The following is a 26,826-nucleotide window of genomic DNA, read 5'->3' as shown; positions in this document are numbered from 1 at the left end:
TCTAATGGATAAATTACCAAAAATAGCACTGCCCGCAGTGTTTATAATTATTTTATTGATCATACTTATTTCCAAATCAGCAGTTACCATAGGATCTGGTGAAGCAGGGGTTCTGTACAGAACTTTTGGAAATGGCGTAGTAACAGATGAGCCTCCTCTTAATGAGGGCTTCCACATTGTTGCGCCCTGGAATAAAGTTTTTGTTTATGAAGTAAGACAACAAGAAGTTTTTGAAAAAATGAAAGTTCTTTCCAGTAATGGATTGGACATTCAGCTTGATGCATCTGCATGGTTTCAACCCGATTATGCTGATTTAGGCAAATTACATCAGGAAAAAAGTGAGCAATATAAAGAGCGTATTCTTCTTCCTGCCATAAGATCGGCTGCTCGTAGCGTAGTGGGGAGATATACCCCTGAACAGTTATACTCCAGTAAAAGAGACGCTATTCAGGTAGAGATTTTTGAGGAAACCAAGAATATAGTTGAGGATCAGTATATACAATTGAATGAAATTCTAATACGCGATGTTACCCTTCCTCCAACGATTAAAGAGGCCATCGAAAGAAAACTAAAACAGGAACAGGAATCATTGGAATATGAATTTCGTTTAGTTACTGCGGCAAAAGAGGCGGATAAAGTACGTATTGAAGCACAGGGAAAGGCCGATGCTAATAAAATTCTCAGTGCGTCTTTAACGGATAAGATATTACAGGATAAGGGTATAGATGCTACTTTAAAAATGGCAGAGTCTCCTAATTCCAAGGTAGTTGTAATAGGTTCAGGGGGAGATGGGTTGCCTATAATTTTAGGAAATAATTAATTCTAATAAGTTTTGTGAAATAAAAATAAATTTTAATTTTACAAGCAAATGAGAAATAAAAATACACATCATCATTTTTACACTTGCACTCAGGCGAGGTAGAAATGTATTGTTGTATTCCAAAATATATCTAACCCGTTTGAGAAATCAAACGGGTTTTGTTTTTAAGCCATTTTGATTTCTATTAAATGAAATTTAACTAATGAAAAAATTAAGAATAGCTATACAGAAGTCGGGAAGACTCAATGAAGAATCCATAAAAATTCTTAAGGATTGCGGAATTTCAATTGACAATGGTAAGGATCAATTGAAAGCTTCTGCCCGAAACTTTCCTATGGAGGTTTTTTACCTTAGAAACGGAGATATCCCGCAGTATCTGAAAGATGGTGTAGTTGATATAGCCGTTATTGGTGAGAATATTTTGAAGGAAAAAGGGGATAATATAACAGTAGCGGAAAAGCTGGGGTTTTCAAAATGCAGGGTTTCGTTAGCCGTTCCAAAAACCAATATATATACCGATATTAAGGATTTGGAAGGAAAGCGGATTGCCACTTCCTATCCAAATACACTTCGGGCATATCTGTCGGATAAAGGGGTTAAGGCCGAACTTCATATTATCAACGGATCCGTAGAAATTGCACCAAATATTGGATTGGCAGATGCTATTTGTGATATTGTATCGAGTGGCAGCACCTTATTTAAGAATAATCTCACAGAGGTAGAAATAATGCTCAGGAGTGAAGCGGTACTGGCCGTTTCTCCCAGTATAGAAGCGGAACAGAAAAAAATACTGGAAGATCTTAGATTTAGGATTAAGTCAGTATTAGTTGCCAGGAAATCGAAATATATTTTGATGAATGCGCCCAATGACAAATTGGAGGATATTATTAAAATACTTCCGGGGATGCGGAGTCCAACGGTACTGCCTTTGGCTGAAGAAGGTTGGAGCTCAGTGCATACAGTAATCAACAAGGACAAATTCTGGGAAGTTATAAATGAATTGAAAAAGGCAGGTGCTGAGGGAATTTTAGTTTGCCCGATTGAAAAAATGGTGCTATGAAAAAAATCTTCAATCCTGAAAAAAAAGACTGGCCCGGTATTCTGAGGCGTCCGACTCAAACCTTTGAAGATATTGAGCTTACGGTGATGAAGATTTTTAAAGAGGTTGAGGCAGACGGGGATAAGGTATTGCGAAAATATACACGGCAGTTTGATGGCGTTGAATTGTCCAATTTAGTAGTGGGTCCTGAAGAGTTCATGGAAGCTGAAGCCCTGGTACCCGATCAGCTTAAGGAGGCAATAGAAATAGCTAAATCTAATATCGAAAAATTTCATAGTGCTCAGATAACGTCCAAAATTGAACTTGAAACCACACCTGGAGTACTTTGCTGGCAGGAAAAAAGACCAATTCAGAAAGTGGGTCTTTATATTCCCGGCGGTACTGCCCCTTTATTTTCAACGATCTTAATGCTTGCAGTACCCGCTAAAATTGCAGGATGCTCGGAATTAATTTTATGCTCTCCACCTGATAAAAATGGTAAAATAAACCCCGCTATACTTTATACTGCCAATCTTTGTGGCATCACAAAATTTTTCAAAGTCGGAGGGATTCAGGCAATAGCGGGTATGACATTTGGAACAGAAAGTATATCGAAGGTTTATAAAATATTTGGGCCCGGTAATCAGTTTGTCACTGTTGCTAAACAAATAGCAACTAAATTTGGTGTAGCTATTGATATGCCTGCAGGTCCTAGCGAACTTTTAGTGGTTGCAGATGATTCTGCCAATCCCGAATTTGTTGCTTCAGATCTATTGAGTCAGGCAGAACACGGAACGGACAGTCAGGTAATACTGGTTTCAACATCTAAGCAGCTCCTGGGTAAAGTTGAGGAAGAGTTGCAAAAACAAATGGTCAGTTTGCCAAGGGCTGATATCGCTAAAAAGGCAATAGAAAACAGTCGGCTGATCTTTGTTGAAAATGATAAAATTGCCATCGACCTGATAAACGAATATGGACCGGAACACTTTATTGTCTGCTGTACCGATGAGGAATATTATATTAGAAACGTGGTAAATGCAGGCTCTGTCTTTCTTGGAAATTATACCCCCGAAAGTGCCGGAGATTATGCTTCCGGCACCAACCATACCTTGCCTACAAATGGATATGCTAAACAATATAGCGGGGTAAATCTCGACAGTTTTAACAAGAGTATTACATTTCAAAGGATTTCTGAAACGGGGATGCAGAACATTGGAAATACAATTGAAGTAATGGCCGAAGCTGAAGGACTGCAGGCTCATAAAAATGCAGTATCTATGCGACTGCAAAGTTTAAAGAGAAAGCAATAGCTTAAAAGATACCGGTTATGGAATTTGACCTTGATAATTTAGTTAGAAATAATGTACGGGAATTAAAACCTTATTCATCCGCCAGGGATGAATATACCTCTGATGGTTCTTCCATGGTATTTCTGGATGCCAATGAAAGCCCTTATTTCAATGGTATAAATCGCTATCCGGATCCACATCAGCGTCAGCTAAAATCTCTTTTGGCCGGCAGGTATTACCTGTCCACAGCAAATATTCTTTTAGGAAATGGCAGCGACGAAGTATTGGACCTTATTTTCCGTGCCTTTTGCGAACCATACCAGGATAATATCATTACGATGCCACCTACATATGGCATGTACAAAGTCCTGGCCGGTATTAATGCCATAGAAAATAGGGAGGTTCTGTTGACAAAAAAATTTGAGCTGAATGTTGAAAAAATATTGGAATCCATAGATACTAAAACCAAAGCTATCTTTTTATGCTCGCCCAATAATCCTACCGGTAATAGCTTCTCTGAAAAAAACTTAGAATATCTTCTGAATAATTTTCATGGTTTACTGGTCGTTGATGAAGCTTATATTGATTTTGCCAACCGGGGTGGTTGGCTCAACAGACTTGGACAATTTCCCAATCTTGTAGTAGCCAGGACATTTTCCAAAGCCTATGGAATGGCAGGTTTACGCCTTGGGGCATGTTATGGGTCTGAAGAGGTAATAGCCGTCTTAAACCGAATAAAACCTCCATACAATGTCAATGAGCTTACGCAGCAAAAGGCCTTGCAAATGATTCAGAATACAGATTTGCTCAAAAAGCAGGTTGCAGAAATTTTGACAGAAAGGGATCTGATGATGCAACAATTGACGAAAATCAATTTTATAAATGACATATATCCTACAGATGCAAATTTCATTTTGGTAAAAGTAGATGATGCAGATAAACGGTACCGTGAAATATTAAAATCAGGGGTAGTGGTTCGCAACAGATCCACACAACCCCTTTGCAATAATACACTAAGGTTTACAGTAGGAACCCCTGTAGAGAATAGAAAATTATTAAATGTTTTAAACTCCTTATGATGGAAGTAAATAAGACCAAAAAGAAGGTATTATTCATTGATCGTGACGGCACACTGATTGTAGAGCCGCCAGACGAACAAACAGACAGTTTAGAAAAAATAGTATTTTACCCGGGGGTCTTTAATTATCTAAGCAGAATAGCCGGGGAATTGGATTTTGAATTGGTTATGGTCACCAATCAGGATGGTCTTGGTTCAGAGACATTTCCCGAAACAACATTCTGGCCTGCGCACAATTTTATTCTTAAATGTTTTGAAGGACAGGGGATAGTATTTTCAGAAATACACATTGATAAGACTTTTCCTCATGAAAATGCCGACACCAGAAAACCCGGCACAGGACTATTAAAAAAGTATTTCGGCAAGGAATATGACCTGGCAAACTCCTTTGTGATCGGGGATCGGCTAACCGACATGGAATTGGCAAAAAATTTGGGATCGAAAGGAATTTATATTAATACCAATACCAATTTGGGAACCAATGAGATTACGGTAGAAGAAGTGCAGCTTAAGGAAACAATTGCCCTGGAAACAAAAGAATGGGGGGCCATTTATGAATTCTTAAAGCTTAAGGGCAGAGTCGCTGAAATTTCCAGAAAAACCAAAGAAACGGATATTTATATTCAATTGAATTTGGATGGCACGGGCAAAAGCAATATTTCTACGGGTATTGCATTCTTTGATCATATGCTGGATCAACTGGCAAGACATGGTCAGATGAACCTCGATATAAGTGTCAGGGGCGATCTGGAAGTGGATGAACACCATACAATAGAAGATACCGCAATTGCTCTGGGAGAAGCTTTTCACAAGGCACTGGGCAATAAATTAGGAATGGAGCGGTATGGTTTTAGTCTGCCCATGGACGATTGTCTGGCTCAGGTAGCGCTGGACTTTGGTGGGCGCTCCTGGTTGGTCTGGGAAGCCCGGTTTAATCGTGAAATGATTGGTAAAATGCCAACGGAGATGTTTTATCATTTCTTTAAATCATTTTCAGACGGGGCAAAGGCCAATTTGAATATAAAAGCAGAAGGAACCAATGAACATCATAAGATAGAGGCTATTTTTAAGGCCTTTGCAAAAGCTATAAAAATGGCGGTAAAACGCGATGTAGATAACATGGTATTACCAACTACAAAAGGGATACTCTGAAAAATATATAAAGGGCATTCGAATTAAAAATGTAATAGGAACAAAGTACATGAAATTGGTTATTGTAAATTATGGGGCAGGAAATATCCAGAGTATAAAGTTTGCTTTCCAGCGCTTAGGGTACGAGGCCGTTTTAACTGATGATGCAGAAGAGATTAATACTGCAGACCGCGTTATATTTCCCGGGGTTGGAGAAGCAAGCAGCGCTATGAATAAATTAAAGGCAAGTGGTTTAGATAAGGTAATTCCGGCATTACGGCAGCCTGTTTTGGGCATATGTCTGGGTATGCAGCTAATGTGCCATAGCTCTGAGGAGGGCAATACATTAGGTTTGGGCATTTTTGATACGGATGTAGTCAGATTTACCAAAAATGTAAAAGTTCCGCAAATTGGATGGAATCAAATAACAAATCTTAAATCTTCCTTATTCAGGGATGTTGCTGAAAAAGATCATATTTATCTGGTGCACAGTTATTATGCCCCCATTTGCAAAGAAACCATTGCGGTTTCAGAATATGAATTGGCATACAGCAGTGCCTTACAGAAAGGCAATTTTTACGGGGTACAGTTTCATCCCGAAAAAAGCAGTAAAGTTGGAGAGCGAATATTAAAAAACTTTCTGGAGTTATCTTAGTATTTGGTATTTACCTAGAATATGGAAACAAAAAAAATAATTAGATGAGAGTAATCCCGGCTATTGATATTATAGGGGGTAAATGCGTAAGGCTTTCGCAGGGCGATTACAATACCAAGAAAATATATAATGAACATCCCCTGGAAGTTGCCCTCGAATTTGAAGATCATGGAATTCAGCACATCCACCTGGTTGACCTGGATGGAGCCAAGGCTAAACATATTGTAAATTTTAAGGTTTTAGAAACCATTGCCACAAAAACCAAATTAAAAATCGATTTTGGAGGGGGATTGAAGTCCAATGAAGATTTGAAAATTGCCTTTGATTGTGGCGCCGGGCAAATAACAGGAGGCAGTATTGCTGTAAATGATCGCGATACCTTCCTGGGATGGATTGAAACCTATGGTGCGGAACGAATCATTCTTGGTGCAGATGTTAAAGATGAAAAAATAGCAATTACAGGATGGCAGCAAGAATCTGATAAAAAATTGATTCCATTTGTTAAAGATTACCAGAGGAAAGGGATTCAATATGTTATATGTACGGATATTAAGAAGGATGGTATGCTTGGCGGACCCGCCATTGCCCTTTATAAGAGACTTCTTGCTGAAACAATGATCAATAAAACAATGGTAAGTATGAGCGGTGTTGAAGATGTAAAAACTTCTGGCATTAGTTTAATCGCCAGCGGTGGGATAGGACAATTCGAAGATTTACCTGCATTAAGTGAAATAGGATGCGAGGGGGCTATCATAGGCAAGGCCATCTATGAGAATAAGATTAGTTTAAAACAATTAGAAGAATTTATATTATCGGCATGAATAATATTAGAGAGAAATGGATGACAGAATTTTTAGAGAATTCTGTTTACAGATTAGATGAGAGTACGCGAATGAATAAAATTAGTCTGAAGTCCATTGAAGAATCAAACATTTGGAGAAAACCAAATGAATCCTCTAATAGCATTGGGAACCAAATAATGCATATTTGTGGCAATATGACACAATATATTATTGCATCCCTGGGAGGACTGCATGATCAGAGAAACAGGGATGCAGAATTTTCAATAACAAATGGATTTACAAGTGTTCAGCTTTTACAAAAACTGGAAAATACTGTTGATCAGGCAAAAAACGTGCTGAAAAGCTGCAGTAAAAGTCAGTTACTGCAAAAACGTGAGGTACAGGGATTTGATCTCTCCGGAATAGGAATTGTTATTCACGCTGTAGAACACTACTCCTATCATACTGGTCAGATTGCATTTTGGACAAAGATGCTGGTTAATAAGGATTTAGGTTTTTATGACGGAAGAGATTTGAATATTAAAAACAAAAACTAGAAAATGCTTACGAAAAGAATAATTCCTTGTCTGGATATAAAGGACGGCCGCACGGTTAAAGGTGTTAATTTCGTTGATTTGCGAGACGCCGGGGACCCGGTAGAACTTGCAAAAATATATGCAGATGAAGGTGCAGATGAATTAGTGTTTCTGGATATTTCAGCTACCGAGGAAAGACGTAAGACCCTTGCCGATCTGGTTAAAAGGGTAGCGGAGAAAGTTAATATTCCTTTCACTGTTGGTGGAGGTATTTCTTCTGTGGAAGATGTTGATGTTTTGCTTCAAAATGGGGCAGACAAAGTCTCCATAAATTCTTCAGCAGTTAAAAACCCTGAATTAATCAATGAACTTGTAGCTAAATTTGGTTCTCAGTGCATAGTAGTGGCTATAGACGCTAAGCAAATTAATGGAGAATGGAGAGTGCATCTTGTAGGAGGTAAGGTTCCCACAGAAATAGAGCTGTTTCAATGGGCGCAGGAAGTTGAAGAAAGGGGCGCCGGAGAAATATTGTTTACTTCCATGGACCATGATGGTACTAAAAACGGATTTGCCAATGAAACATTGGCTAAACTTTCAACAGAACGGAACATTCCAATAATTGCTTCGGGAGGTGCCGGCAACATGCAACATTTTGTTGATACTTTTATTGAAGGAAAGGCAGATGCAGCTCTGGCCGCAAGTGTATTTCATTTTAAAGAAATGGAAATAAAAGATCTCAAAAAGAAATTGCAAAATAATGGCATACCAGTGAGACTCTAATGAAATTTTATTTGACAGCAAAAGTAGTATACTATGAAAGTAGCATTTGATAAAAATAATGATGGCCTTATACCGGCAATAATTCAGGACCAATCTACTAAAAATGTTTTAATGCTGGGCTACATGAACGAGGACGCCCTTAATAGAACAATAGAAACCGGAAAAGTTACCTTCTATAGCAGAAGCAAAAAGCGAATATGGCAAAAAGGGGAGGAGAGTGGAAACTTTCTTAACCTGGTTACTATTGAACTTGATTGTGACAATGATACACTTCTAATTTCTGCAAATCCTGAAGGACCTACCTGTCATAAGGGAAGCGATACCTGCTGGAATAAAAAAAATGTTCAAAATTTTGGATTTCTAACCCAACTTGAAGCCGTAATATCAGATCGAAAAGTAAATGAAAATAATGAATCTAGCTATGTTAGTTCTTTATTTAAAGGAGGGATTAACAAAATTGCACAGAAAGTTGGTGAAGAAGCAGTAGAAACTGTTATTGAAGCAATGGATAACAATGAAAAATTGTTCCTAGAAGAAAGTGCCGACCTGCTTTTCCACTACCTGGTTTTGTTGCAGGCCAAAGGTCATCTTCTTGAAGATGTGGTCAATATTCTAAAAAGCAGGCATAAAATATAAAGTTCTAAACCCTTAAGTTTTCTTAAATTTAATACTGCATTTTATTAAATGTGTTATTTTTAGCTAATGGCTATGAAAACAGGAAAAGGCTTTAGATTTTTAAATTACGAAGCACCTCAGCTTACTCCTTTTGAAAAACTTTTTGAGATTTTTCAGGAGCTTATTACACATACTTCGGGAGATGTGGATGAGGCCCTGGATTGGTTGCGTGAATTGGATAAGGAGTATGAACTCACAGATGAAAATTATACCATTGATGATTTTATTGAGGACCTGAAGGCAAAGGGATTCCTGAGGGAGGAATTGGAAGATGGTGATGGCAGCGAAGGAGATGGTGAACCGGGTAAAGCCAGTTTGTCCATTACTGCTAAAATGGAACGCATTATTCGACAGCGGGCTTTAGATCAGATTTTTGGGAAGCTCAAGAGAAGCGGTGCAGGAAATCATAAGACTGGCAAAGCGGGCCGGGGAGATGAGCATACCGGTGATTTCAGGGAGTATCGGTATGGAGACTCTTTAGAGCACATTTCTATGACGGAAAGTCTCAAAAATGCTCAAATTAATCATGGTATGGATGGTTTTTCGCTTACTGAGGATGATCTTGTAGTAGAAGATACACATTATAAGGCTCAAATGAGTACAGTGCTGATGATAGACATTAGCCATTCTATGATTTTATATGGAGAGGATCGTATTACTCCAGCCAAAAAAGTTGCCATGGCCCTTGCTGAGCTAATTACCACACGTTATCCCAAAGATACGCTGGACATATTGGTTTTTGGTAATGATGCATGGCCCATTCCTATAAAGGAGCTTCCCTACCTAAAAGTAGGACCATATCATACCAATACCGTTGCCGGATTGCAGTTGGCTATGGATATGTTGAGGAGAAAAAGAAATACAAATAAACAAATCTTTATGATTACGGATGGCAAGCCCAGTTGTCTGAGATTACCGGACGGGACATATTATAAAAATAGTGTTGGACTTGACGATTTTATTGTCGAAAAATGCTACAACACCGCAAGACAGGCCAGAAGATTGCATATCCCTATCACAACTTTTATGATAGCACAAGATCCTTATTTAAGACAATTTATAAGGCATTTTACAGAAGCCAATAATGGAAAAGCTTTTTTTACGGGTCTGGAAGATTTAGGTGAAATGATTTTCGAAGATTATGAACAAAACCGAAGAAAAAGATTAAAGTAAAACTTCAACATAATTCCATAAAATATTGCTATAAAGATAATTAATTACAGATGAAAATAGATTATAAAAAAATAGCCACAATAGGAGAACTCAAAAAGGCAGCTTATAAAAGCAAGGGGATAAAGGATGAATTAAGATGGAATTTACGAGATAAAATCAGCAAAGGAGAAGAGACTTTTCACGGCATATGGGGATATGAAGAATCGGTAATTCCTGAGTTGGAAAGAGCTATTTTATCGCGCCATAATATTAATTTGCTGGGTCTCAGGGGTCAGGCCAAAACCCGATTGGCCAGGTTGATGGTTAATCTGCTGGATGAATACATTCCTGTGGTAGAAGGTTCGGAGATCAACGACGATCCTCTTAATCCTATTTCCAGATATAGCAGGGAACTTATCAGGGAGAAGGGTGATAAAACACCGATTACATGGCTCCACAGAGAAGAACGTTTTTATGAAAAACTTGCCACCCCGGATGTTACAGTTGCAGATTTAATTGGCGATGTAGATCCGATTAAGGCCGCCAACCTGAAACTTTCCTACGCAGATGACAGGGTTATTCATTTTGGAATGATTCCACGTTCTAACCGCTGCATTTTTGTCATCAATGAACTTCCGGATCTTCAATCGAGGATCCAGGTATCCTTATTTAATATTTTGCAGGAAGGAGATATTCAGATAAGAGGCTTTAAATTGAGATTGCCGTTGGATATTCAGTTTGTTTTCACAGCTAATCCCGAAGATTATACCAATAGAGGCAGTATAGTAACGCCTCTAAAAGACAGGATAGGATCTCAAATTCTAACCCATTATCCTGAAGAAATTGAAATTGCCAGAAAAATTACCGAACAGGAGGCTCAATTGGATGAGCGTCAGGAAAAAACTGTTTATGTACCCGACCTCGCGAAGGATTTACTTGAGCAAATTAGCTTTGAAGCGCGAAAAAGTGAGTATGTAGATGCAAAAAGTGGTGTAAGTGCACGTACTAGTATCACGGCCTTCGAAAACCTCTTGAGTACCGCCGAGAGAAGGGCGATCATCTCGGGAGAAGAAAAAACCAGGGTAAGGCTTAGTGATTTTATGGGAGTCATTCCTGCGATAACGGGTAAAATAGAACTGGTATATGAAGGCGAACAGGAGGGAGGAGATAAAGTTGCACTCATTCTTTTTGAAGATGCCATAAAAACCCTATTCTCCAATTACTTCCCAACGATTGAGAAACTGGAACATAAAGATGCCGAAAGCCCTTATGACGATCTGATCAATTGGTTCTTTGAAAGCGAGGGATTTGATCTTATGGATAATGCAACAGACCATGAATATGAAACTATGCTCAATAGTATTCCTGAACTAAACGCGCTGATCAATAAACATCAACCAAACATCTCTGAAGAGGATACATTTTTTCTCAAAGAATTTCTATTATGGGGACTGGTTGCAAATAAAAAATTGAGTAAACGAAGATTTCAAAAAGGATATCAGTTTAAAGACCTATATGGTAGTTTTATAAGTAAATTATAAGCAACCAGATATAATAAAAGCCCTTTTAAATAAAGGGCTTTTATATTTATAGCAATCCTTAACCCATTGCCGGTATACTCCATTGTAAATAATGAGTATTACTCCATGGTCCTATCCGGAACTACATCGAGGGTCGTAGTTCAGACCAATAAATTCATTACAGTAGCCGAAAAGATTACATTTTCCTTACAAAAATTCATCTAAAAAAGTTAGCTACATTAAAATGGCCGGCATGAATTCATGTTTATTAGTGGTGCATCAAGGAAAATAATATTTGACATTGATTTAAGGGTTATTAATAAAAAGACCCTGGAAACTCAGCCAGGGTCTTTTGCATTGCCATAACATAATAGAATATCGCTATTGCCACGAATCAATATTCTCATTGATGTTATCAAAGTTATACGCGCCTACCATGGACATTCTATGCTTAAATGTCAAAAGCGTGAGGAAAAGCAAGAAGAACTGCAAAAGAAAAATAAAGGTACCAACGGGGATAAATGTAGCTGGCATAATATGATCCTGATATTTATAATAGCTTTGCAATATATAAGCTGTATCCATTATTTTAAAAATGTAGATAAGAAAAATTCCATACATGGCATATTCCAAATTGCGCATTTGCGGATCGGTATATTCCTGCTCTTTTACTTTAAACCACAATACGTACAGGAAAATAAAATGGACAACAGCAAACAATGGAAATATATAATTGTCAAATTTGAAAAAGTAAAATTTATTGGTATACAAGCCATAAAAGTTTAAAACAATAAGAATGGCTAAAATCATAATGGACAACACCATGCATATCCTCCAGTTGAAAAAATTTAAAATTGCCTTCATAAAAAGTAGGTTGTAAGGCTTTGGGGAACCTCGTTGCAACTTTTAACGCAGGTCAATATTCTTTATTTGAAAATATTCGATGAAGCGCAAACAATGTTGAGTAACCTCAAAAACTTGTTGCGAAAACCTTTTGAATCCCGGTTTGTATGTACATTATTTAAAACTATAAATTCGGTATAAAAGAAAAGCACATATTTTAAATATGTGCTTTTCAGAAGGGTTGAATATCTTTCTAGGAGATCCAATTACGTTTCTCGGCTATCCGTGCAAACTGCACCAGGGCTATCCCAATAATTATAACAATTAGTGGAGTAACGATTCCCTGTACCTGTCCGTAAATTTCGGCAGCATTTGTCATGAAAAATGAATGTGCCATTTGGGCCAGTATACCGATTAGGGATAGAACTAAAACGGGTTTAGCCCATTTTTTTCTAAGTAAAAGGGCCAAACACCCCAAAAGTCCTCCCCATACAGCTATAGCAAATGCAGCGGTAACCCAGGCCGGGGTACTTTCCATTAAAGCCAGTTGTTCTGCCGTATATTCCGCTTTCATATCATCTGTCATAAAAGCCTGACCGAGATACGCCATAACTCCCATAAGGTTCCATAATAATGCAATAATGCTCACTATCCAAAACCACACTGGTGGTTTTGTGGTTGATTTTTCAGTCATTTTGTTTCAGTTTAGGTTGGTTTATAGTATACAAAATACAAAAAAATGTAAATTTCATTTGATTTATATCATGAATTTCATGTATAAATAGTTTCTTAATACTAAAACCGGATGGGCATTGAATCTGAGAAATGAACGCAAAGCTTTAGAAATCCTTATGGTTATATTATTCATTTACCTATCTTAACTCTCATGAAAAGACGCTATTATTATTTAATAAGAGTTCAATTCCTGGGTTTTAGATATAGTGGATGGCAAAGGCAGCCCGGACAGAGAACTATTGAAGGAATGCTTTTAAAAACACTTAAATACCTTTTACCAAAACAGAAATTCAAAATACTGGGTGCCGGGAGGACGGATGCAAAAGTATCTGCACTCGATGCTGCATTTGAATTAATTATGGAAGAATCTCAAATAACGGACATACCAGACTTCATAAATACCTTTAATAACAACTTACCTTCTGATATTAAAATACTTAAATTAGATAATATAGATGAAAACTTTAATATAATTAAGGATAGTAAATCTAAGGAATATCGCTATTTGTTTTCATTCGGACAGAAGAACCACCCTTTTTGTGCTCCTTTTATGGCGAATATTTTGGAGGATCTGGATATAGACATTATGACTAAGGCTGCGGCTCTTTTTGTAGGCACGCACAATTTTAAAGCCTACACTGCCAAACACGGGGGGAATAAAAAGGTAATCAGAACAATAACTTCCTGCTCAATTATAAAAAATACTGAAATTAGTGCCAGTTTTTTTCCAAAGCATAGTTATGTGCTTGCAATTTGCGGGAAAGGTTTTATGCGCTACCAGGTTCGGATGGTAATGGGGGCCTTAATCCTGTTAGGACGAGGAATGCTTAGCAAGGAGGAAATAGAATTATCGTTGGCAGGTGATACGGATATTACAATACCATATATAGCACCTGGTTCGGGACTGGTATTGAGTAAACTCGAATTTGAATAAACCCTTAATCTGGAAATTTTTGTACATTGAAAAAAATGCAGTCAAATGCCAAATTGGGTATATGTTATTTTTTTATTAATTCTGGTTTATGTAGTAATCAGCATTCTGCTTTATTTTCTGCAGGATTACCTTATGTTCAAGCCGGAAAAACTCCCAAAGGACTTTCTGTTTCAATACGAACACCAGGAAATTGAGGAATATAATGTTGAAACAAGGGATGGTGCAGTACTAAATGGACTTAGATTCAAAGCACAACAACCTAAAGGGATTGTTTTCTATCTAAAGGGAAATTCCAAAAGCATAAAAGGCTGGGGGAAGTTTGCTGTTGATTTTACGAGACATGGATATGACGTTTTAATGGTTGATTACAGGGGGTTTGGTAAAAGTACAGGCAGGCGCACGCAAAAAGCCATTAAGCGCGATATGCAGGTTATCTATAATAAAATAAAAGAAAATGTAGACGAAAAATATATAATTCTTTACGGACGTTCATTAGGATCGGGATTCGCTGCCAAACTAGCTTCCATGAACAATCCGAGAATGTTGATACTGGATGCCCCTTATTACAGTTTAAGTAAGGTAGCTAAAAAATATATTCCATTCATGCCGCTTTCGTTGTTATTAAAATTCCCTATGCCTACTTATAAGTGGTTACAATACGTAAATTGTCCAATCCATATAATTCATGGTACAGATGACAAGTTGATTCCCTACAGGACCAGTGTTAAATTATCCAAAATAAAGCCGTCTTTGACTACCTTATATACGGTAATTGGAGGGGGGCATAAGAATCTGAATACATTCGAATCTTACCACAAAATGTTGGGTGATATCATTACCAAAAGACCTGAAAAAGTTGATCTTAAGGGTTCAAGTATTCATGTAAAACACAATGCGAAGGTTTAAATGGTTAAATTAAAAAAAGCTGTTCTTTTCCTGTTTTCTGCTTATCTTATGATTTCTGCTATGCTCTATTTACTCCAGGAAAAACTTATCTTTCTACCCTCCAAACTACCTGCTGATTACAGCTATTCCTTCACTCAGCCCTTTGAAGAAATTTTCATAACTGCAGCTGACGGGGCAGTACTAAATGGTATTCATTTTAAACGAGAACAACCGGAAGGGGTTATTGTCTATTTCCATGGAAATGCCGGTGATCTTACCCGCTGGGGAGATATTGCACTTTTTTTTGTTGAAAAGAATTATGATGTAATCATAATGGATTACAGGACCTATGGAAAAAGTACCGGCAAGCTAAGTGAAGAAGCGCTATACAATGACGGTCAGCTTTTTTATGAATATGCATTAGAACATTATACGGAGTCAGAAATTACACTTTACGGTCGTTCGCTGGGTACAGGGATAGCTGCACGGGTAGCATCAGAAAACAGACCGTTTCGATTGATCCTTGAAACTCCTTTTTATAGTCTTTTAGACTTGGGTAAAAGTCGTTTTCCGTATTTGCCTGTGCAATGGTTTTTAAAATACCCATTTAAAACTCATGAGTATATTTCAGAAATTAGTTGTCCTATTTCGTTTTTTCACGGTACGGAAGACACGGTAGTGCCCTATAATTCTGGTTTACGGCTTTTTAATTCTGTTTCTGGCCATAAAAATTCATTTTTTACTATAAAGGGTGGGAAGCATAATAATTTGAATGAATTCCGTGACTATCGCGATGGAATTAAAGAAGTTTTATCCATGGATCATTCAAATAGATCTGAAGATAAGTAGCGGTCACCACGATCACAAATAATAGAAACAATAAGCCCGCTTTTGAGACCCGAAGCTAGCTTCAAAGCAGCCACAGTTGCGCCACCACTGCTCATACCTGCAAAAATACCTTCTTCCCTGGCCAAACGTTTTGCCATAATTCTGGCTTCATCCTCACTTACTTCCATTATACTGTCAACTTTTGATGGGTCAAAGATTTTTGGAAGGTATTCCTTAGGCCATTTTCTGATTCCCGGAATTTTGGATTCATCCTTTGGCTGGACTCCTACAATAGTTATGTTTTTACTTTTCTCTTTTAAATATGCAGAAGTGCCCATAATAGTTCCTGTCGTTCCCATGGACGACACAAAATGAGTGACTTTACCCTCAGTATCCTGCCATATTTCCGGTCCTGTGGTCTGGTAATGCGCTTTCCAGTTGTCATCGTTTGCAAATTGGTTGAGCATTAGATAGCCGCTGTCTTTTACTTTTTTCTCAGCGTAATCCCGTGCACCTTCAATACCTAATTCCGCGTCGGTCAACGTAACCTTTGCCCCATAAGCGCGCATGGTTTGTACTCGTTCCCTGGTTGAATTTTCAGGCATTACCAACTCAATATTCAACTTATACATACCGGCAATCATTGCCAGTGCAATACCCGTATTACCACTGGTTGCCTCAATTAATTTACTTCTCGCGCTAATTTCTCCACGCTCCATCCCACTTTTGATCATATTGTAAGCAGCCCTGTCTTTTACACTGCCACCGGGATTGTGACCTTCCATTTTAAACATCAGGGTAACACCCGGGTTCGTATTTAAAGTTCTGGAAACCACAAGCGGCGTATTGCCTATCAGATCTAATATACTATGAGACATTTGGATGGGTTTTTACTAATATTTCAGCATTGTGAAATACCTTGGAATTAGGGGGTACTGAGGAGGTTACCCATGCGTTACCTCCAATTATCGAATTTTCACCAATAATCGTATCACCTCCCAAAATAGTGGCATTAGCGTATATGGTTACATTGTCCTCTATAGTAGGGTGTCGCTTGGTCTTCTGTAAATCTTTGGCTACAAACAAAGCCCCTAATGTAACCCCCTGGTAGATTTTTACATTATTCTTAATAATTGCCGTTTCTCCAATAACTACTCCTGTGGCATGATCAATAAAAAATGATTCCCCGATATGAGCACCTGGATTAATATCAACCCCGGTTTGCCTGTGGGCATATTCTGTCATTAACCTGGGAACCAAAGGAAATCCCTTATTATATAATTCATGCGCCAGCCTATAGATGGCAATAGCATAAAAGCCGGGATAAGCCATATATACTTCCTCTATAGACAAGGAGGCTGGGTCACAACTTGCTATTGCCTCCGCATCCATATTCAGTTTTTCAAGAACCACAGGCAGTCTTTCCAGGTAATTACTCCAGATTTTAGCACAAGGTTTCTCAACATCCCAGCAAGCAAGATTTATCAACTCATCAAATTGAAGCTCAAGTGTTTCTATATTCTCCTCAACTGGCGTTTCTATATCAAATAAGGTAAGAAACAGGAGGTTTGTAAAATCTTCTACATTGCGCTTAAGCCGATACCTTAAATTAGGTTGCTTTTTGTTTTCGTTTATCTTCTTTATGATTATTGATTTATCCATTCCGAATAGTTGAAGTTCAAAATTAACCAATATTTAAAAAGCATCTTGCTCTAATTGGTTAACTTTAGCATAAAATTTATACCACTTAGTCGCATGGAGAAGACCGTCATTACTAAAGAAACTTTGCGTTTTTTAGATGAATTGAAAAGAAATAATAATCGGGAATGGTTTGAACAACACAAGCCTGAGTTCAAATCTTTGGAAACCGGGGTAAAAGAATTTTATCACAGTCTGATGGATAAGATGAAAGAACATGATGAAATTGAAAAACTAAAAGTATTTCGAATATACAGGGATGTAAGATTTTCTAAAGACAAAACTCCCTATAAACCTCATTTTGCAGGTTCCTTTTCAAGGGCTGGCGCAAAACTCAGGGGCGGCTACTATTTGCAGATTAAGCCGGGAGAATCATTCATAGCCGCAGGTTTCTGGGAACCTAACTCCCCAGATCTTTTGCGTATCCGCAAAGAGTTAGAACAGGATGCTTCGGCTTTTCGGGAATTGATTAATAAGCCTTCCTTTAAGAAAACCTGGGGAGAACTGGTTGGTGAGGAAGTAAAAACTGCACCTAAAGGATTTAATAAGGAGGATCCTAATATTGATTTGATCAGAAAGAAAGCTTTTATTTTTGTTCGAAAATTTACAGATAAAGAGGTATTGAGCAAGGCTTTTCTAGATGAAGTAAATTATTCCTTTAAGGAAATCAGACCCTATTTTGATTTGATGAGTGAAATTCTAACTACCAATCTTAACGGGGAATCCCTGCTAAACTAAAACGGAAGTTTCGAATGCTTGTACCTGGTCTTTTAAACGTTCTACTACCATGCTCATCATTCGTTTATTGAGAGCTGATGAGTTCTGTATATAGGTCATATATTCCTCAACCGTGAACTGTCCAATGACCATTCCCTTCAGCGCATTTCGAAATTTGATATCTTTTTGGATGGCATTTTCTATATAATCCAAACGTTTTTGAATGTTCAACTCATGAAAGGCATTCTTATGTTTGATAATATAATTCTTAAATGCCTCGATCAATAAGGGGTTCTGAAATTTGATTATTGGACGCAGCGTTTCATTCTGAAATTGCTCGTCTTTACTCATGTCAGGTGTAATTTTGGCATTTGGAATTTCCGGCCTGAGGCCCAATAGGTCAGCAGATCTTTGGTTCATCTGAAGAAGTTTCTATAAAATTAGATAAACCCTCAGCTATGCAAGACTTGGCTAACAATTAGTTGTTAACCGCTTTATGAACAAATTAAAATAAAACCTGGTATTGAACAGTTTTAATAAAATCGTTTTCTAAGCTATTATGAAATATGTGTAATTTGGTCATCATCTAAAATCAATAACTGGCAACATGAAATTTGGTAAGGTAGACCATCCGGAACTTATTGATTTTAAACTTCCTCAGGATCACCCTGACCTTGCTGGTGTTTTAACTTCCGGGGTAAATAAAAATCCATTAAAATTATACGTAGGCTGCGCAAAGTGGAACAAACAAGAATTAAAGAATTTTTATCCCCGCGGAACAAGGGAAGAATTACCTTATTATAGCAGTCAATTTAATAGTATTGAACTCAATGCTACCTTCTACCGCATATTTCCAACAGAACAATATGCACAATGGTATGATTCTGTTCCGGATAAATTTAAGTTTTTCCCCAAGGTTGTTCAAAATGTAAGTCATCTAAGGCGCTTAAATGAGATGGCATACCCTGCACTGGACAACTTCCTTATGGCAACGGCCGGTTTTAAAGATAAATTGGGAACTGTGTTTTTGCAAATGCACCCCAATTTCGGACCAAAAAACTGGGCTAGGGTAGTGCGATTAGTTGAGTATTGGCCCAAAGAATTCCCTCTGGCTTTGGAATTCAGGCATACGGCCTGGTTTAATGATATTACCGTTGCCAATGAATTATATTGTTTACTGGAAGAAAAGAATATTGCGAATGTTCTGGTAGATACCGCCGGAAGGAGGGATATTATGCATATGAGACTCACAAACAACGAGGCCTTTATTCGTTTTGTTGGTGCTAATCATAAAACAGATTACCAGCGTTTAGAAGAATGGGTAGAACGGCTCTGGCAATGGCATACTTCAGGTCTTAATAACATCCATTTTTTTATTCATCAGAATATGGAAAAGGAATCACCTTTATTAGCTGTTTTCTTCATTAAGAAGATGAATGAGAAGTTCAAAATAAAACTCAAAGTACCCAAAACCTTATTTAAGGAAACAAAATGATCAATAAGTTGTACCTACTTCAACAAATGTGTTTTTACAATGGTGCTTTGGTTTTTCAGGCGCAGCCATACAGCAGGTTGAACCGAGTAAAAACAAGGCTAATTCATCGAGTTTTTCAACAGAATTGCCAACCTGAATTAACTTTGAAAGTTTTATAGTACCTACTGCGGGGCCACCCACAACAGACAAATACCAAACTCTGCCTTTATCATCTGTAATATCTATATTGTAGCGTTCATTTCTAAATGCGGGCAATGAAGGATTCTGTTTATATATCCAAGGCCGCAAAATTATAAGATCACCAGGGACATGTTGAATTCTGGTAATAGTGCCACTTATGGGAGCATGAATTCTATGGTAATTTTTATTGTGCAAAAAAATGTTAGTAAAACAATAGGAAGAAGGTATTTTTCCCTTTTTTACTCCAAAAATTGTCTCCATGGTGCGCAAATCACTTTTAACTCTTGATGTTCCTAATTCCAGAACATTTCCAAGATCGCACAACAAGCCTTCACAGGGCCATACCCGGGGATTGCTGTTTATGGGGAGCTTCTTAAAACGTCTGATAAAAAAATCCTGAAAACTATCAAAGTCACTCTTGCCTTTCGGGGGTAAGAATTTATCCAGATAATTCGGATCGCTGTAATAATAACGGACATAGGGAGCAATGATATACTTCGTAAAAGGTTTGTTATAAATCCCGCCATATAAAGCGGAAACTCTTCTTTGAATTGTGCTTGGCAAACTACCCCAAAATGTTACCGATAGGAACTTGTATAAAACTGCGCGCCAATATGGAATCTTAAAAACAGTGAAATAAGGATCGGAATTATGATATGCTACTCCGGGAGAATCCATTAAGTCTTAGATATAATTTATCAATTCTGGAATGTCAGCTTTCAAGGACTTGCAGTCATATTGCTTCTTGGTTTGAATATGGACTTTGTGAATACCTGCCTGTTTATCATATTCAGGCGGGGCCTTTTCTACGTAATTAGTAACTAAAGAAAAAAGAATGGCAACGAAATATTTGCTTATGGTTTGCATGATGTAAATTGTTTAGGTTACTTAAAACTAGATAATTCCATCAGGCTTCGTGTAGCAATTAAGAAAAGTTTATTGTTAGCTTAACATTATTTATAATTCCTCCATAATTATATGTTAAATCTTTAGCTTTAATACGTCTTTTTATAATAGGGGCAATCGCAATTGTTCTGAATTGGCTCTATTTATTAAAGGTAATGGCATACTCCTGCACCTCGTCCAGTACCCTAAGCAGATTCCCTCCCCATAGTTTTTCGATTTCAGCTTCAGAATATCCTCTTTTTGCCAGTTCCAACGTTATATTGAAGGTTTCAGAAGCATCGGACCATCCTTTTATTCCGCCACCCCCGTCAAAATCAGAGCTGATTCCTACATGGTCTACCCCTATCAAATTAACCATATAGTCAATATGATCTACAAAATCCGATACGTCAACCTCAGGAGGGACATCACTTCTCTGAGCCAATAACACATGGACTAAGTTTTTCAATTTATTCAATCCGGGATAGTTTTCGAAATATGAATCCATTTGTTTTGCTGTAATGGTATCTAATTCAGATGCAGCAAACCACTCTATTCCCAAAGAATCAGCTGCTTGCTTATATATTCCCTTCATATAAACTTCTCTTGCTTCATATTTAGCAGTATTTAAAAAAGCATCGAGAGCCACTGTTTGCACAACCCCGCCATTTTCCCTTAGCAATTTCAGTTGTTCATCATCTAAATTTCTACTGTGATCACAGAGCGCACGCGCAGAAGAATGGGAAGCAATTACCGGGGATTTGGACAAAGATAAAATCTGGATCATGGATTGCTTTGAAACATGTGAGATATCAATCATTATGCCTAACCTATTTAACTCATACACAGCTTTTTTTCCAAGTTCACTTAAACCATTATGTAACCATTCATCATCCTTTTCTCCCGTATGCGAATCACAAAACTGACTATGACCATTATGGGCAAGGGACACATACCTTGCGCCTAATTTATGATAGGTCTCCAATTTTTCCAGATCCTCACCTACCGGATAGGCGTTTTCTACCCCAATCATAGCTATTCGTTTACCAGTTTTAAATATGGTCCGCACTTCTCCTGAGGTTTTGGCCAGTTTAATTTCATCGGGTGCGAGGGTATCACATAAACGGTGAATAGCATTAAACTTTGAAAGAGCATTTTCTTCTGCTTTGGCATAACCCTCCGCGTTTAAAGAATCCTGACCCGTATATACAATAAACCATGCCACGTTTAAATCTCCGGATTTCATTTTTGGTAAATCAACCTGCGTCTCCAGTTCTTGTGTGTAATTAATACTATCCGTAAAATTTTGAACATCGATATCATCATGTGTGTCAATGGTGATCACATTTTTGTGAATTTCTCTCGCCTTGGCTTCAATGTTTGGATTTTCGGATACTTCGGATTCTTTACAGCAAATAACCGATAAAAGGCAAAAACAGCCGATAATATGTCGCATATGTAAGATTTTATACCTACAAATAAAGCATTTTGACAACAAAATACGACCCTTAGGTAACATTTAATTGCACATACATCAAGGAAAGGGGATTTTTAAACATGATTAAGCGCTTAAATCAGGAAATCCTGAATCTTTTCATTAAACTGAATTTTTTGGGATTTCAAATTATTCAATTAACCTGCAAGACCCCTTGAAACCAGAAAACCTACTTTCCCAATTATCGGAATTGGAAACTACGCTCAATAATTTTTCATTTGAAGAATTAACCGCGGATGAAGCCAATCGACTTAAAAAATCTTTTGAAGCTTTTAAAACCCATCTTGAGAAAAGGATTTGGGGAGAAGATATTCCGCTTGTTCAGGATTCAATTTCTGATTCGAGAAAAGAAAATGAACGTCTGCAAAAAGCTCAGGAAATGCTCATCGCAACGGTAAGTCATGAGATACGTACTCCGCTTAGCGGCATTATTGGCTTTGCTGATCTTTTAAAAGAAGGAGGACTTACGGAAGAACAAAAATATCAGGTGAACGCAATTCAATCCGCCTCCAACTCACTTATGGATATTATCAATGAACTTTTGGAATATTCCAAACTTTCAGCGGGACTGGAAAATTTTGAAATGTTGGAGTTTAATTTTTTCAGCATCATTCAGGATGTAGTTTATCTGTGTAAAACTCTCATGCTGGGTAAGGATGTAAAACTCGAGGTTGATCTTGACAGGAATATTCCGGAGAACCTTATTGGCGACCCTTCCAAGCTATCTCAGATTTTATTAAACCTTATCGGAAATTCTATAAAGTTTGTAGAAGAAGGTGAGATAATGCTAAAAATTAAAATGCTCAAAGACAATAAGAAAAATGTGGTATTGGATTTCATGGTAACAGATACCGGGATAGGAATCTCAAAAGAGGATTTGGAACATATTTTCGGTTCATTTAAGCAGGCTAATCAACAGACTTTTGCTAAATATGGTGGTACAGGCCTTGGTTTAAAGATTGTAAAGCAGCTTGTAGAAAAACTTGAAGGTGACATAAAAGTGGAAAGTTCACTGGGCGTAGGAACAACATTTAGATTCAAGATACCATATTCTAAAGGAGCATCTCGTGTCTTAAGCAAGAAGCCTAAATCAAATGAAGTTTCTTCCGAAGAAGTAAAAGGAATGCGGATACTGGTATTTGAAGATAATCCTTTGAATCAAAGACTTATAGAACGTCGGCTGAATTCCTGGGGTTGCAAAACATACATCGCCGAAAATCCTATTTACGGGCTGAATCTCCTTGATACTACAGCTATCGACCTTGTTTTAATGGATCTAAGAATGCCCATAATGAGCGGATTTGAAGTAGCTGAAAAAATTCGGGAAAACGCCAAAAAAGAAATAGCTGAACTGCCGATAATAGCCCTTACGGCAGATTTTACAATAAATGATCAAAGCGAATGTGAAAATCATGGAATCAATGATTTTATCCTTAAACCGTTCAGCCCCGAGGAATTAATCTCAAAACTAATCAGAAACAGGAATGACTTGCAAACAAATTTTAAAATAAGCAATACATCCGAAGATAAACTGATTGATGAATCAGCAACTGTTTCAGCTGTTGACCTCAATGCTGTTTTAGAAGATTGCATGGGTGAGCTGGACTTGTTAGAGGAACTAATTGGGCTTTACAAAAGGAATGCCCTTGAATTTATTGGTACTGTTAAAATGAAGTTGCAGGATGAAGATATGGATGGAGTTACTTTCGCAGCCCACAAAATTAAAAGCGGTTTAAAAATGATGCAGACAATGGAACTTTTTTCCATTGTGGAAGAGCTCAATACTGCCGCCAAGACTACCAAAGATAAAAAGCACATGCAATTTCTGTTTAACAGATTTGTACAGGAATATCCTAATGCAGAGAAGTTGATCGATTCAGAATTAACACGATTGAAGATAAAAAAGAAAGGATAAGATGATGGCAAAAAAGAATCTATTGTTAGCGGAGGATGACGAATTGCTGGCCTCTTTATTGGATTATAGGCTGCAGAAAGGTGGTTATAATGTTCATTTGGCAAATGATGGCCGGGAAGTAAAGGAATATCTGAAGACGGCTACCCCGGATATTATTGTCAGCGATATAATGATGCCTTATTTCTCCGGAATAGAACTTATCGATTATGTCAGAAATGAATTAAACTCAAAGATCCCGATAATCATAATTTCATCGGCGGGAAATGAAGAAAATGTTCTTAGTGCATTTGAATTGGGAGCAAATGACTTTATCTCCAAACCGGTAAGTCCCTCCGAACTTTTGGTAAGGGTAAGAAGGGAGTTAATTAAACAATAATTTTTGAAAATAATCTCACAGTCATATCACAGCATTATGCTCATTAGTGCACCAAAGATCCCTACGGATCTTTTGTGGGATTTAACAATAGTGTTTTCCGGTCTTGGAATCCTCCTCTTCGTATTTGTTTTCATATTCAGAAACCGTCTTTCCAATAAAGCATTAAAAGTAGCCAGTCAAAAAAAGATTCTGGCACCCATGATAAGCAATTTCCTTTTTTATGAGACCGATGCTACCAAGGGTGAAAATTACGAATACATCAATTTAAAAGTTGAAATTCGTGAACTATTGAAAATACCCTTTAACAGGCTGGTTTTAACCGAAATTTTATTAGATCTCCAAAAAGACCTTTCAGGAGATTCACGTACTCGGATTTTTAAACTTTACCAGGATCTTGAACTGCATTTGGATGCCTTTAAAAAATTAAGAAGCTGGCGCTGGGAATTGGTCTCCAAGGGAATACTTGAATTGACCCAAATGAAGGTATTGGCAGCTTACGGTTTCATAAAGAAGTTTATCAATGACAAAAGAGGTGTTGTGCGGAAACAAGCTCAAATAGCAACGGTTACATTAAAACATGAAGGCATCTCCTATTTTTTGGATACAACCAGATATGGCATCTCAGAGTGGCAACAATTAAAGTTACTCGATGTATTAAAGAATTTTGATGACTTCACACCTCCGCGATTTAAAGCATGGTTAACTTCCGCGAACAGGGATGTAGTATTATTTGCGCTTCGTCTTATTAGGCATTACAACCAAACGGATGCAAACAAGGCACTCATAGAATTGCTAAAGCATAAAAATGACCAGATTAAATCCGAAGCCATACAATGCATAAAGGATTTTGGTGTCTTCGAAGCATTAAATATGCTAAAATCTGTGTTTGGAAAATGTAATGTGGATATTAAACTACAGATACTGGATGCCATTTCTTCCTTGGGAAAAGAAGAAGACTTAGAATTTCTTGAATCGATAAAAAGAAGAGAATCCAACTTCCTTGTAAAAAGTAAGGCCATAAGCTCCATCAATGTTATTAAACCAGACACCTATGTTCCAACTGAAGGAATTGATAATGATATTCCCACGAGCAATTTCGAAAATTATGAACAAGAAAGTTCTGCTCAATCACCAGAAGCCATGAGAAATAAAGAGTTACAACAAGATGACCGAATGTCTGTTACGGAAAAAAAAGAAAATTCATCGAGTATTCAGGACTATCTGAATCCGGAATTTGAGGACGCAATAATATTTGACCTCTGCTTTATGGAAGAGCTGGAGGATATCCTTTCAGATTATAAAGAAGAGGATCAGGATGCAGAGTATTTACCTCTTGACTTTCTGCCTGTGGTATCTGAAGAAGATGAACTAAAGGCAGCTAAAGCTTCTAATTCTAATAAAAATTCTGGTATTGAAAGTAATGAAAAGCTGGAAGAGGAAAGTTTTAGAGTGGAATTGGAGGCAATTCTTGCTAATATCAGATCGCATGAGGAAATTATTCCGGATGAAAATAAGGAAGATACAGAATTGGAATTTTTGCCAGTTGTAGTAGGTATAGATATGGAAGAAAACATTGAAGAAGTGTCTGAACTTCAAGAAGAAGATATCCTATCCCTTGAAGTTTTTAGTGAAGAAGTAGTCATTGAAAATAAAGCTTTCCTTTTACAGAATAAATCACACGAAGTTGAATTGTTGCCAAAAGAGGAAATGGATGACTCTGAAATTTCTGACCAGAAATCGCCAGACCGGATGACAACTAAAACTGAAGCTGAGGATTTTGATAGTAGTACATGTACCAATAGCAATAATGACCCGCAATCTAATAATGATGCAGCCGATAGTTGTGCTGATGTGGAACACCCGGATAACATACCTGAATTTAAGGGATTCAGCATTTTTCAGGAATTGTTTCGCACCTGTGATAATGAGTCCAAACTCATCTTATTAGATGAAATATTAGCGGTGGGAGATGAAAAAGAAGTTCATTTCCTGAAAACACTTTTAAATGATTCCGATAAAAAAGTACGAATTAAAGCGGAAATAATTTTGAACGAATTGCAGGCTCATTTAGCTCCTGAAATAGAATTCCGGGAAACTTTAGATCAGATTCAAACAACGGAGTCAGGTGATGAACATTGCCGTTTAGATGAAGCAAAACTGACCGCTACTAAAGAGATAAACCTTATTCCTATAAGTAATCCTGAAGAAGAAGATAGTTTGAAGTCCTTGGAGTTTTGTTTTCTGCATGATTTGGAAAGTGATGACAAAAGTAATCACAACAACTTATTTCAAGTGGATTTTGAACTTGAAGAGACCTGTTTGGAGGAGATTGACGACAACCTAAAAATAAATAAGAACAAGTAAAGTGAGAGGGAGAGAGAGC

General features: G+C 37.5%; 28 protein-coding genes. 20 read left to right on the top strand and 8 right to left on the bottom strand.

Annotation, left to right across the window (positions count from 1 at the left end; translation table 11 throughout):
- The first annotated feature begins 4 nt into the window (after window positions 1–4).
- The 12 genes from G504_RS0108995 to G504_RS0108940 all read left to right on the top strand — a co-directional run bounded on the left by G504_RS0108995 (window position 5) and on the right by G504_RS0108940 (window position 11,478).
- Window positions 5–820: a prohibitin family protein gene (locus G504_RS0108995; protein ID WP_019669838.1), complete on the top strand. Its 816-nt coding sequence runs from the start codon at window positions 5–7 to the stop codon at window positions 818–820.
- A 202-nt stretch (window positions 821–1,022) separates the two neighbouring features.
- On the top strand, window positions 1,023–1,880 hold the full coding sequence (gene hisG / locus G504_RS0108990) for an ATP phosphoribosyltransferase (RefSeq protein ID WP_019669837.1): 858 nt from the start codon (window positions 1,023–1,025) through the stop codon (window positions 1,878–1,880).
- The gene (gene hisD, locus G504_RS0108985) at window positions 1,877–3,169 is read left to right on the top strand and encodes a histidinol dehydrogenase (protein ID WP_019669836.1); all 1,293 of its coding nucleotides are present in this window, start codon (window positions 1,877–1,879) and stop codon (window positions 3,167–3,169) included. The genes hisG and hisD overlap by 4 nt, the downstream gene beginning before the upstream one ends.
- A 17-nt stretch (window positions 3,170–3,186) precedes the next feature.
- The gene (gene hisC / locus G504_RS0108980; protein WP_019669835.1) at window positions 3,187–4,227 is read left to right on the top strand and encodes a histidinol-phosphate transaminase; all 1,041 of its coding nucleotides are present in this window, start codon (window positions 3,187–3,189) and stop codon (window positions 4,225–4,227) included.
- Window positions 4,224–5,378, top strand: coding sequence for a bifunctional histidinol-phosphatase/imidazoleglycerol-phosphate dehydratase HisB (gene hisB, locus G504_RS0108975; protein WP_019669834.1), 1,155 nt, complete (start codon window positions 4,224–4,226; stop codon window positions 5,376–5,378). Before hisC ends, hisB begins: the two co-directional genes overlap by 4 nt.
- Before the next feature lie 49 nt (window positions 5,379–5,427).
- Window positions 5,428–6,012 carry an imidazole glycerol phosphate synthase subunit HisH gene (gene hisH / locus G504_RS0108970; RefSeq protein WP_019669833.1) on the top strand — a complete coding sequence of 195 codons (585 nt, stop codon included), beginning with the start codon at window positions 5,428–5,430 and terminating at the stop codon, window positions 6,010–6,012.
- Window positions 6,013–6,056: 44 nt separating this feature from the next.
- Window positions 6,057–6,833, top strand: coding sequence for a 1-(5-phosphoribosyl)-5-[(5-phosphoribosylamino)methylideneamino]imidazole-4-carboxamide isomerase (locus G504_RS0108965; RefSeq protein ID WP_019669832.1), 777 nt, complete (start codon window positions 6,057–6,059; stop codon window positions 6,831–6,833).
- Window positions 6,830–7,351 (top strand): DinB family protein, encoded by a 522-nt coding sequence (locus G504_RS0108960; RefSeq protein ID WP_019669831.1) that lies wholly within the window; start codon window positions 6,830–6,832, stop codon window positions 7,349–7,351. Before G504_RS0108965 ends, G504_RS0108960 begins: the two co-directional genes overlap by 4 nt.
- A gap of 3 nt (window positions 7,352–7,354) precedes the next feature.
- The gene (gene hisF / locus G504_RS0108955; RefSeq protein WP_019669830.1) at window positions 7,355–8,110 is read left to right on the top strand and encodes an imidazole glycerol phosphate synthase subunit HisF; all 756 of its coding nucleotides are present in this window, start codon (window positions 7,355–7,357) and stop codon (window positions 8,108–8,110) included.
- Window positions 8,111–8,143: 33 nt separating this feature from the next.
- Window positions 8,144–8,746, top strand: a complete 603-nt coding sequence (gene hisIE, locus G504_RS0108950) for a bifunctional phosphoribosyl-AMP cyclohydrolase/phosphoribosyl-ATP diphosphatase HisIE (RefSeq protein WP_019669829.1) — start codon at window positions 8,144–8,146, stop codon at window positions 8,744–8,746.
- Between the two features lie 66 nt (window positions 8,747–8,812).
- Window positions 8,813–9,958 (top strand): vWA domain-containing protein, encoded by a 1,146-nt coding sequence (locus G504_RS0108945; RefSeq protein WP_019669828.1) that lies wholly within the window; start codon window positions 8,813–8,815, stop codon window positions 9,956–9,958.
- 50 nt (window positions 9,959–10,008) lie between these two features.
- Window positions 10,009–11,478: a MoxR family ATPase gene (locus G504_RS0108940; RefSeq protein ID WP_019669827.1), complete on the top strand. Its 1,470-nt coding sequence runs from the start codon at window positions 10,009–10,011 to the stop codon at window positions 11,476–11,478.
- Window positions 11,479–11,838: 360 nt separating this feature from the next.
- On the opposite strand, the gene G504_RS0108930 is transcribed toward G504_RS0108940, so the two are convergent.
- Both G504_RS0108930 and G504_RS0108925 read right to left on the bottom strand, forming a co-directional pair.
- On the bottom strand, window positions 11,839–12,321 hold the full coding sequence (locus G504_RS0108930) for a hypothetical protein (protein WP_026348478.1): 483 nt from the start codon (window positions 12,319–12,321) through the stop codon (window positions 11,839–11,841).
- 232 nt (window positions 12,322–12,553) lie between these two features.
- Entirely contained in the window at window positions 12,554–12,994 is a 441-nt protein-coding gene (locus G504_RS0108925; RefSeq protein WP_019669824.1) for a hypothetical protein, read from the bottom strand.
- Between the two features lie 192 nt (window positions 12,995–13,186).
- Here G504_RS0108925 and truA point away from each other — a divergent pair, with 192 nt between their 5' ends.
- From truA to G504_RS0108910, 3 genes are read left to right on the top strand one after another with little or no spacing between them, the layout of a single operon-like run.
- Window positions 13,187–13,969: a tRNA pseudouridine(38-40) synthase TruA gene (truA, locus tag G504_RS0108920; RefSeq protein ID WP_019669823.1), complete on the top strand. Its 783-nt coding sequence runs from the start codon at window positions 13,187–13,189 to the stop codon at window positions 13,967–13,969.
- A 45-nt stretch (window positions 13,970–14,014) separates the two neighbouring features.
- The gene (locus G504_RS0108915) at window positions 14,015–14,875 is read left to right on the top strand and encodes an alpha/beta hydrolase (protein ID WP_019669822.1); all 861 of its coding nucleotides are present in this window, start codon (window positions 14,015–14,017) and stop codon (window positions 14,873–14,875) included.
- On the top strand, window positions 14,876–15,703 hold the full coding sequence (locus G504_RS0108910) for an alpha/beta hydrolase (RefSeq protein ID WP_019669821.1): 828 nt from the start codon (window positions 14,876–14,878) through the stop codon (window positions 15,701–15,703). It abuts the gene before it with no gap.
- Here the strand turns inward: G504_RS0108910 and cysM are convergent.
- Window positions 15,676–16,560, bottom strand: coding sequence for a cysteine synthase CysM (gene cysM, locus G504_RS0108905; protein ID WP_019669820.1), 885 nt, complete (start codon window positions 16,558–16,560; stop codon window positions 15,676–15,678). The genes G504_RS0108910 and cysM overlap by 28 nt on opposite strands.
- On the bottom strand, window positions 16,550–17,344 hold the full coding sequence (gene epsC / locus G504_RS0108900) for a serine O-acetyltransferase EpsC (protein ID WP_019669819.1): 795 nt from the start codon (window positions 17,342–17,344) through the stop codon (window positions 16,550–16,552). The genes cysM and epsC overlap by 11 nt, the downstream gene beginning before the upstream one ends.
- 93 nt (window positions 17,345–17,437) lie before the next feature.
- On the opposite strand from epsC, the gene G504_RS0108895 reads away from it, so the two are divergent.
- Window positions 17,438–18,118 (top strand): DUF2461 domain-containing protein, encoded by a 681-nt coding sequence (locus G504_RS0108895; RefSeq protein WP_019669818.1) that lies wholly within the window; start codon window positions 17,438–17,440, stop codon window positions 18,116–18,118.
- On the opposite strand, the gene G504_RS0108890 is transcribed toward G504_RS0108895, so the two are convergent.
- On the bottom strand, window positions 18,110–18,517 hold the full coding sequence (locus G504_RS0108890; protein ID WP_019669817.1) for a hypothetical protein: 408 nt from the start codon (window positions 18,515–18,517) through the stop codon (window positions 18,110–18,112). The genes G504_RS0108895 and G504_RS0108890 overlap by 9 nt on opposite strands.
- A gap of 187 nt (window positions 18,518–18,704) precedes the next feature.
- On the opposite strand from G504_RS0108890, the gene G504_RS0108885 reads away from it, so the two are divergent.
- Window positions 18,705–19,592, top strand: a complete 888-nt coding sequence (locus G504_RS0108885) for a DUF72 domain-containing protein (protein WP_019669816.1) — start codon at window positions 18,705–18,707, stop codon at window positions 19,590–19,592.
- On the opposite strand, the gene G504_RS0108880 is transcribed toward G504_RS0108885, so the two are convergent.
- From G504_RS0108880 to G504_RS0108870, 3 genes are all read right to left on the bottom strand, one after another.
- Complete coding sequence (locus tag G504_RS0108880) at window positions 19,593–20,450, bottom strand: phosphatidylserine decarboxylase (protein WP_019669815.1); 858 nt, start codon at window positions 20,448–20,450, stop codon at window positions 19,593–19,595.
- A gap of 6 nt (window positions 20,451–20,456) precedes the next feature.
- Window positions 20,457–20,639 carry a hypothetical protein gene (locus G504_RS0108875; protein WP_019669814.1) on the bottom strand — a complete coding sequence of 61 codons (183 nt, stop codon included), beginning with the start codon at window positions 20,637–20,639 and terminating at the stop codon, window positions 20,457–20,459.
- A 178-nt stretch (window positions 20,640–20,817) separates the two neighbouring features.
- On the bottom strand, window positions 20,818–22,113 hold the full coding sequence (locus G504_RS0108870; protein ID WP_019669813.1) for a dipeptidase: 1,296 nt from the start codon (window positions 22,111–22,113) through the stop codon (window positions 20,818–20,820).
- 193 nt (window positions 22,114–22,306) lie between these two features.
- Between G504_RS0108870 and G504_RS19160 the strand changes: the two genes are divergently transcribed.
- The 3 genes from G504_RS19160 to G504_RS0108850 are packed head-to-tail and all read left to right on the top strand — an operon-like array spanning window position 22,307 to window position 26,807.
- On the top strand, window positions 22,307–24,067 hold the full coding sequence (locus G504_RS19160; protein ID WP_019669811.1) for an ATP-binding protein: 1,761 nt from the start codon (window positions 22,307–22,309) through the stop codon (window positions 24,065–24,067).
- A gap of 1 nt (window position 24,068) precedes the next feature.
- Entirely contained in the window at window positions 24,069–24,443 is a 375-nt protein-coding gene (locus G504_RS0108855) for a response regulator transcription factor (RefSeq protein ID WP_019669810.1), read from the top strand.
- A gap of 3 nt (window positions 24,444–24,446) precedes the next feature.
- Window positions 24,447–26,807 carry a HEAT repeat domain-containing protein gene (locus tag G504_RS0108850; RefSeq protein WP_157473171.1) on the top strand — a complete coding sequence of 787 codons (2,361 nt, stop codon included), beginning with the start codon at window positions 24,447–24,449 and terminating at the stop codon, window positions 26,805–26,807.
- Window positions 26,808–26,826: the final 19 nt, after the last annotated feature.

Source organism: Eudoraea adriatica DSM 19308 (genome assembly GCF_000382125.1).
Lineage (GTDB): Bacteria > Bacteroidota > Bacteroidia > Flavobacteriales > Flavobacteriaceae > Eudoraea > Eudoraea adriatica.
Note: the sequence above shows the minus strand (reverse complement) of the source record. Positions and strands in the feature narration are given on the sequence as shown.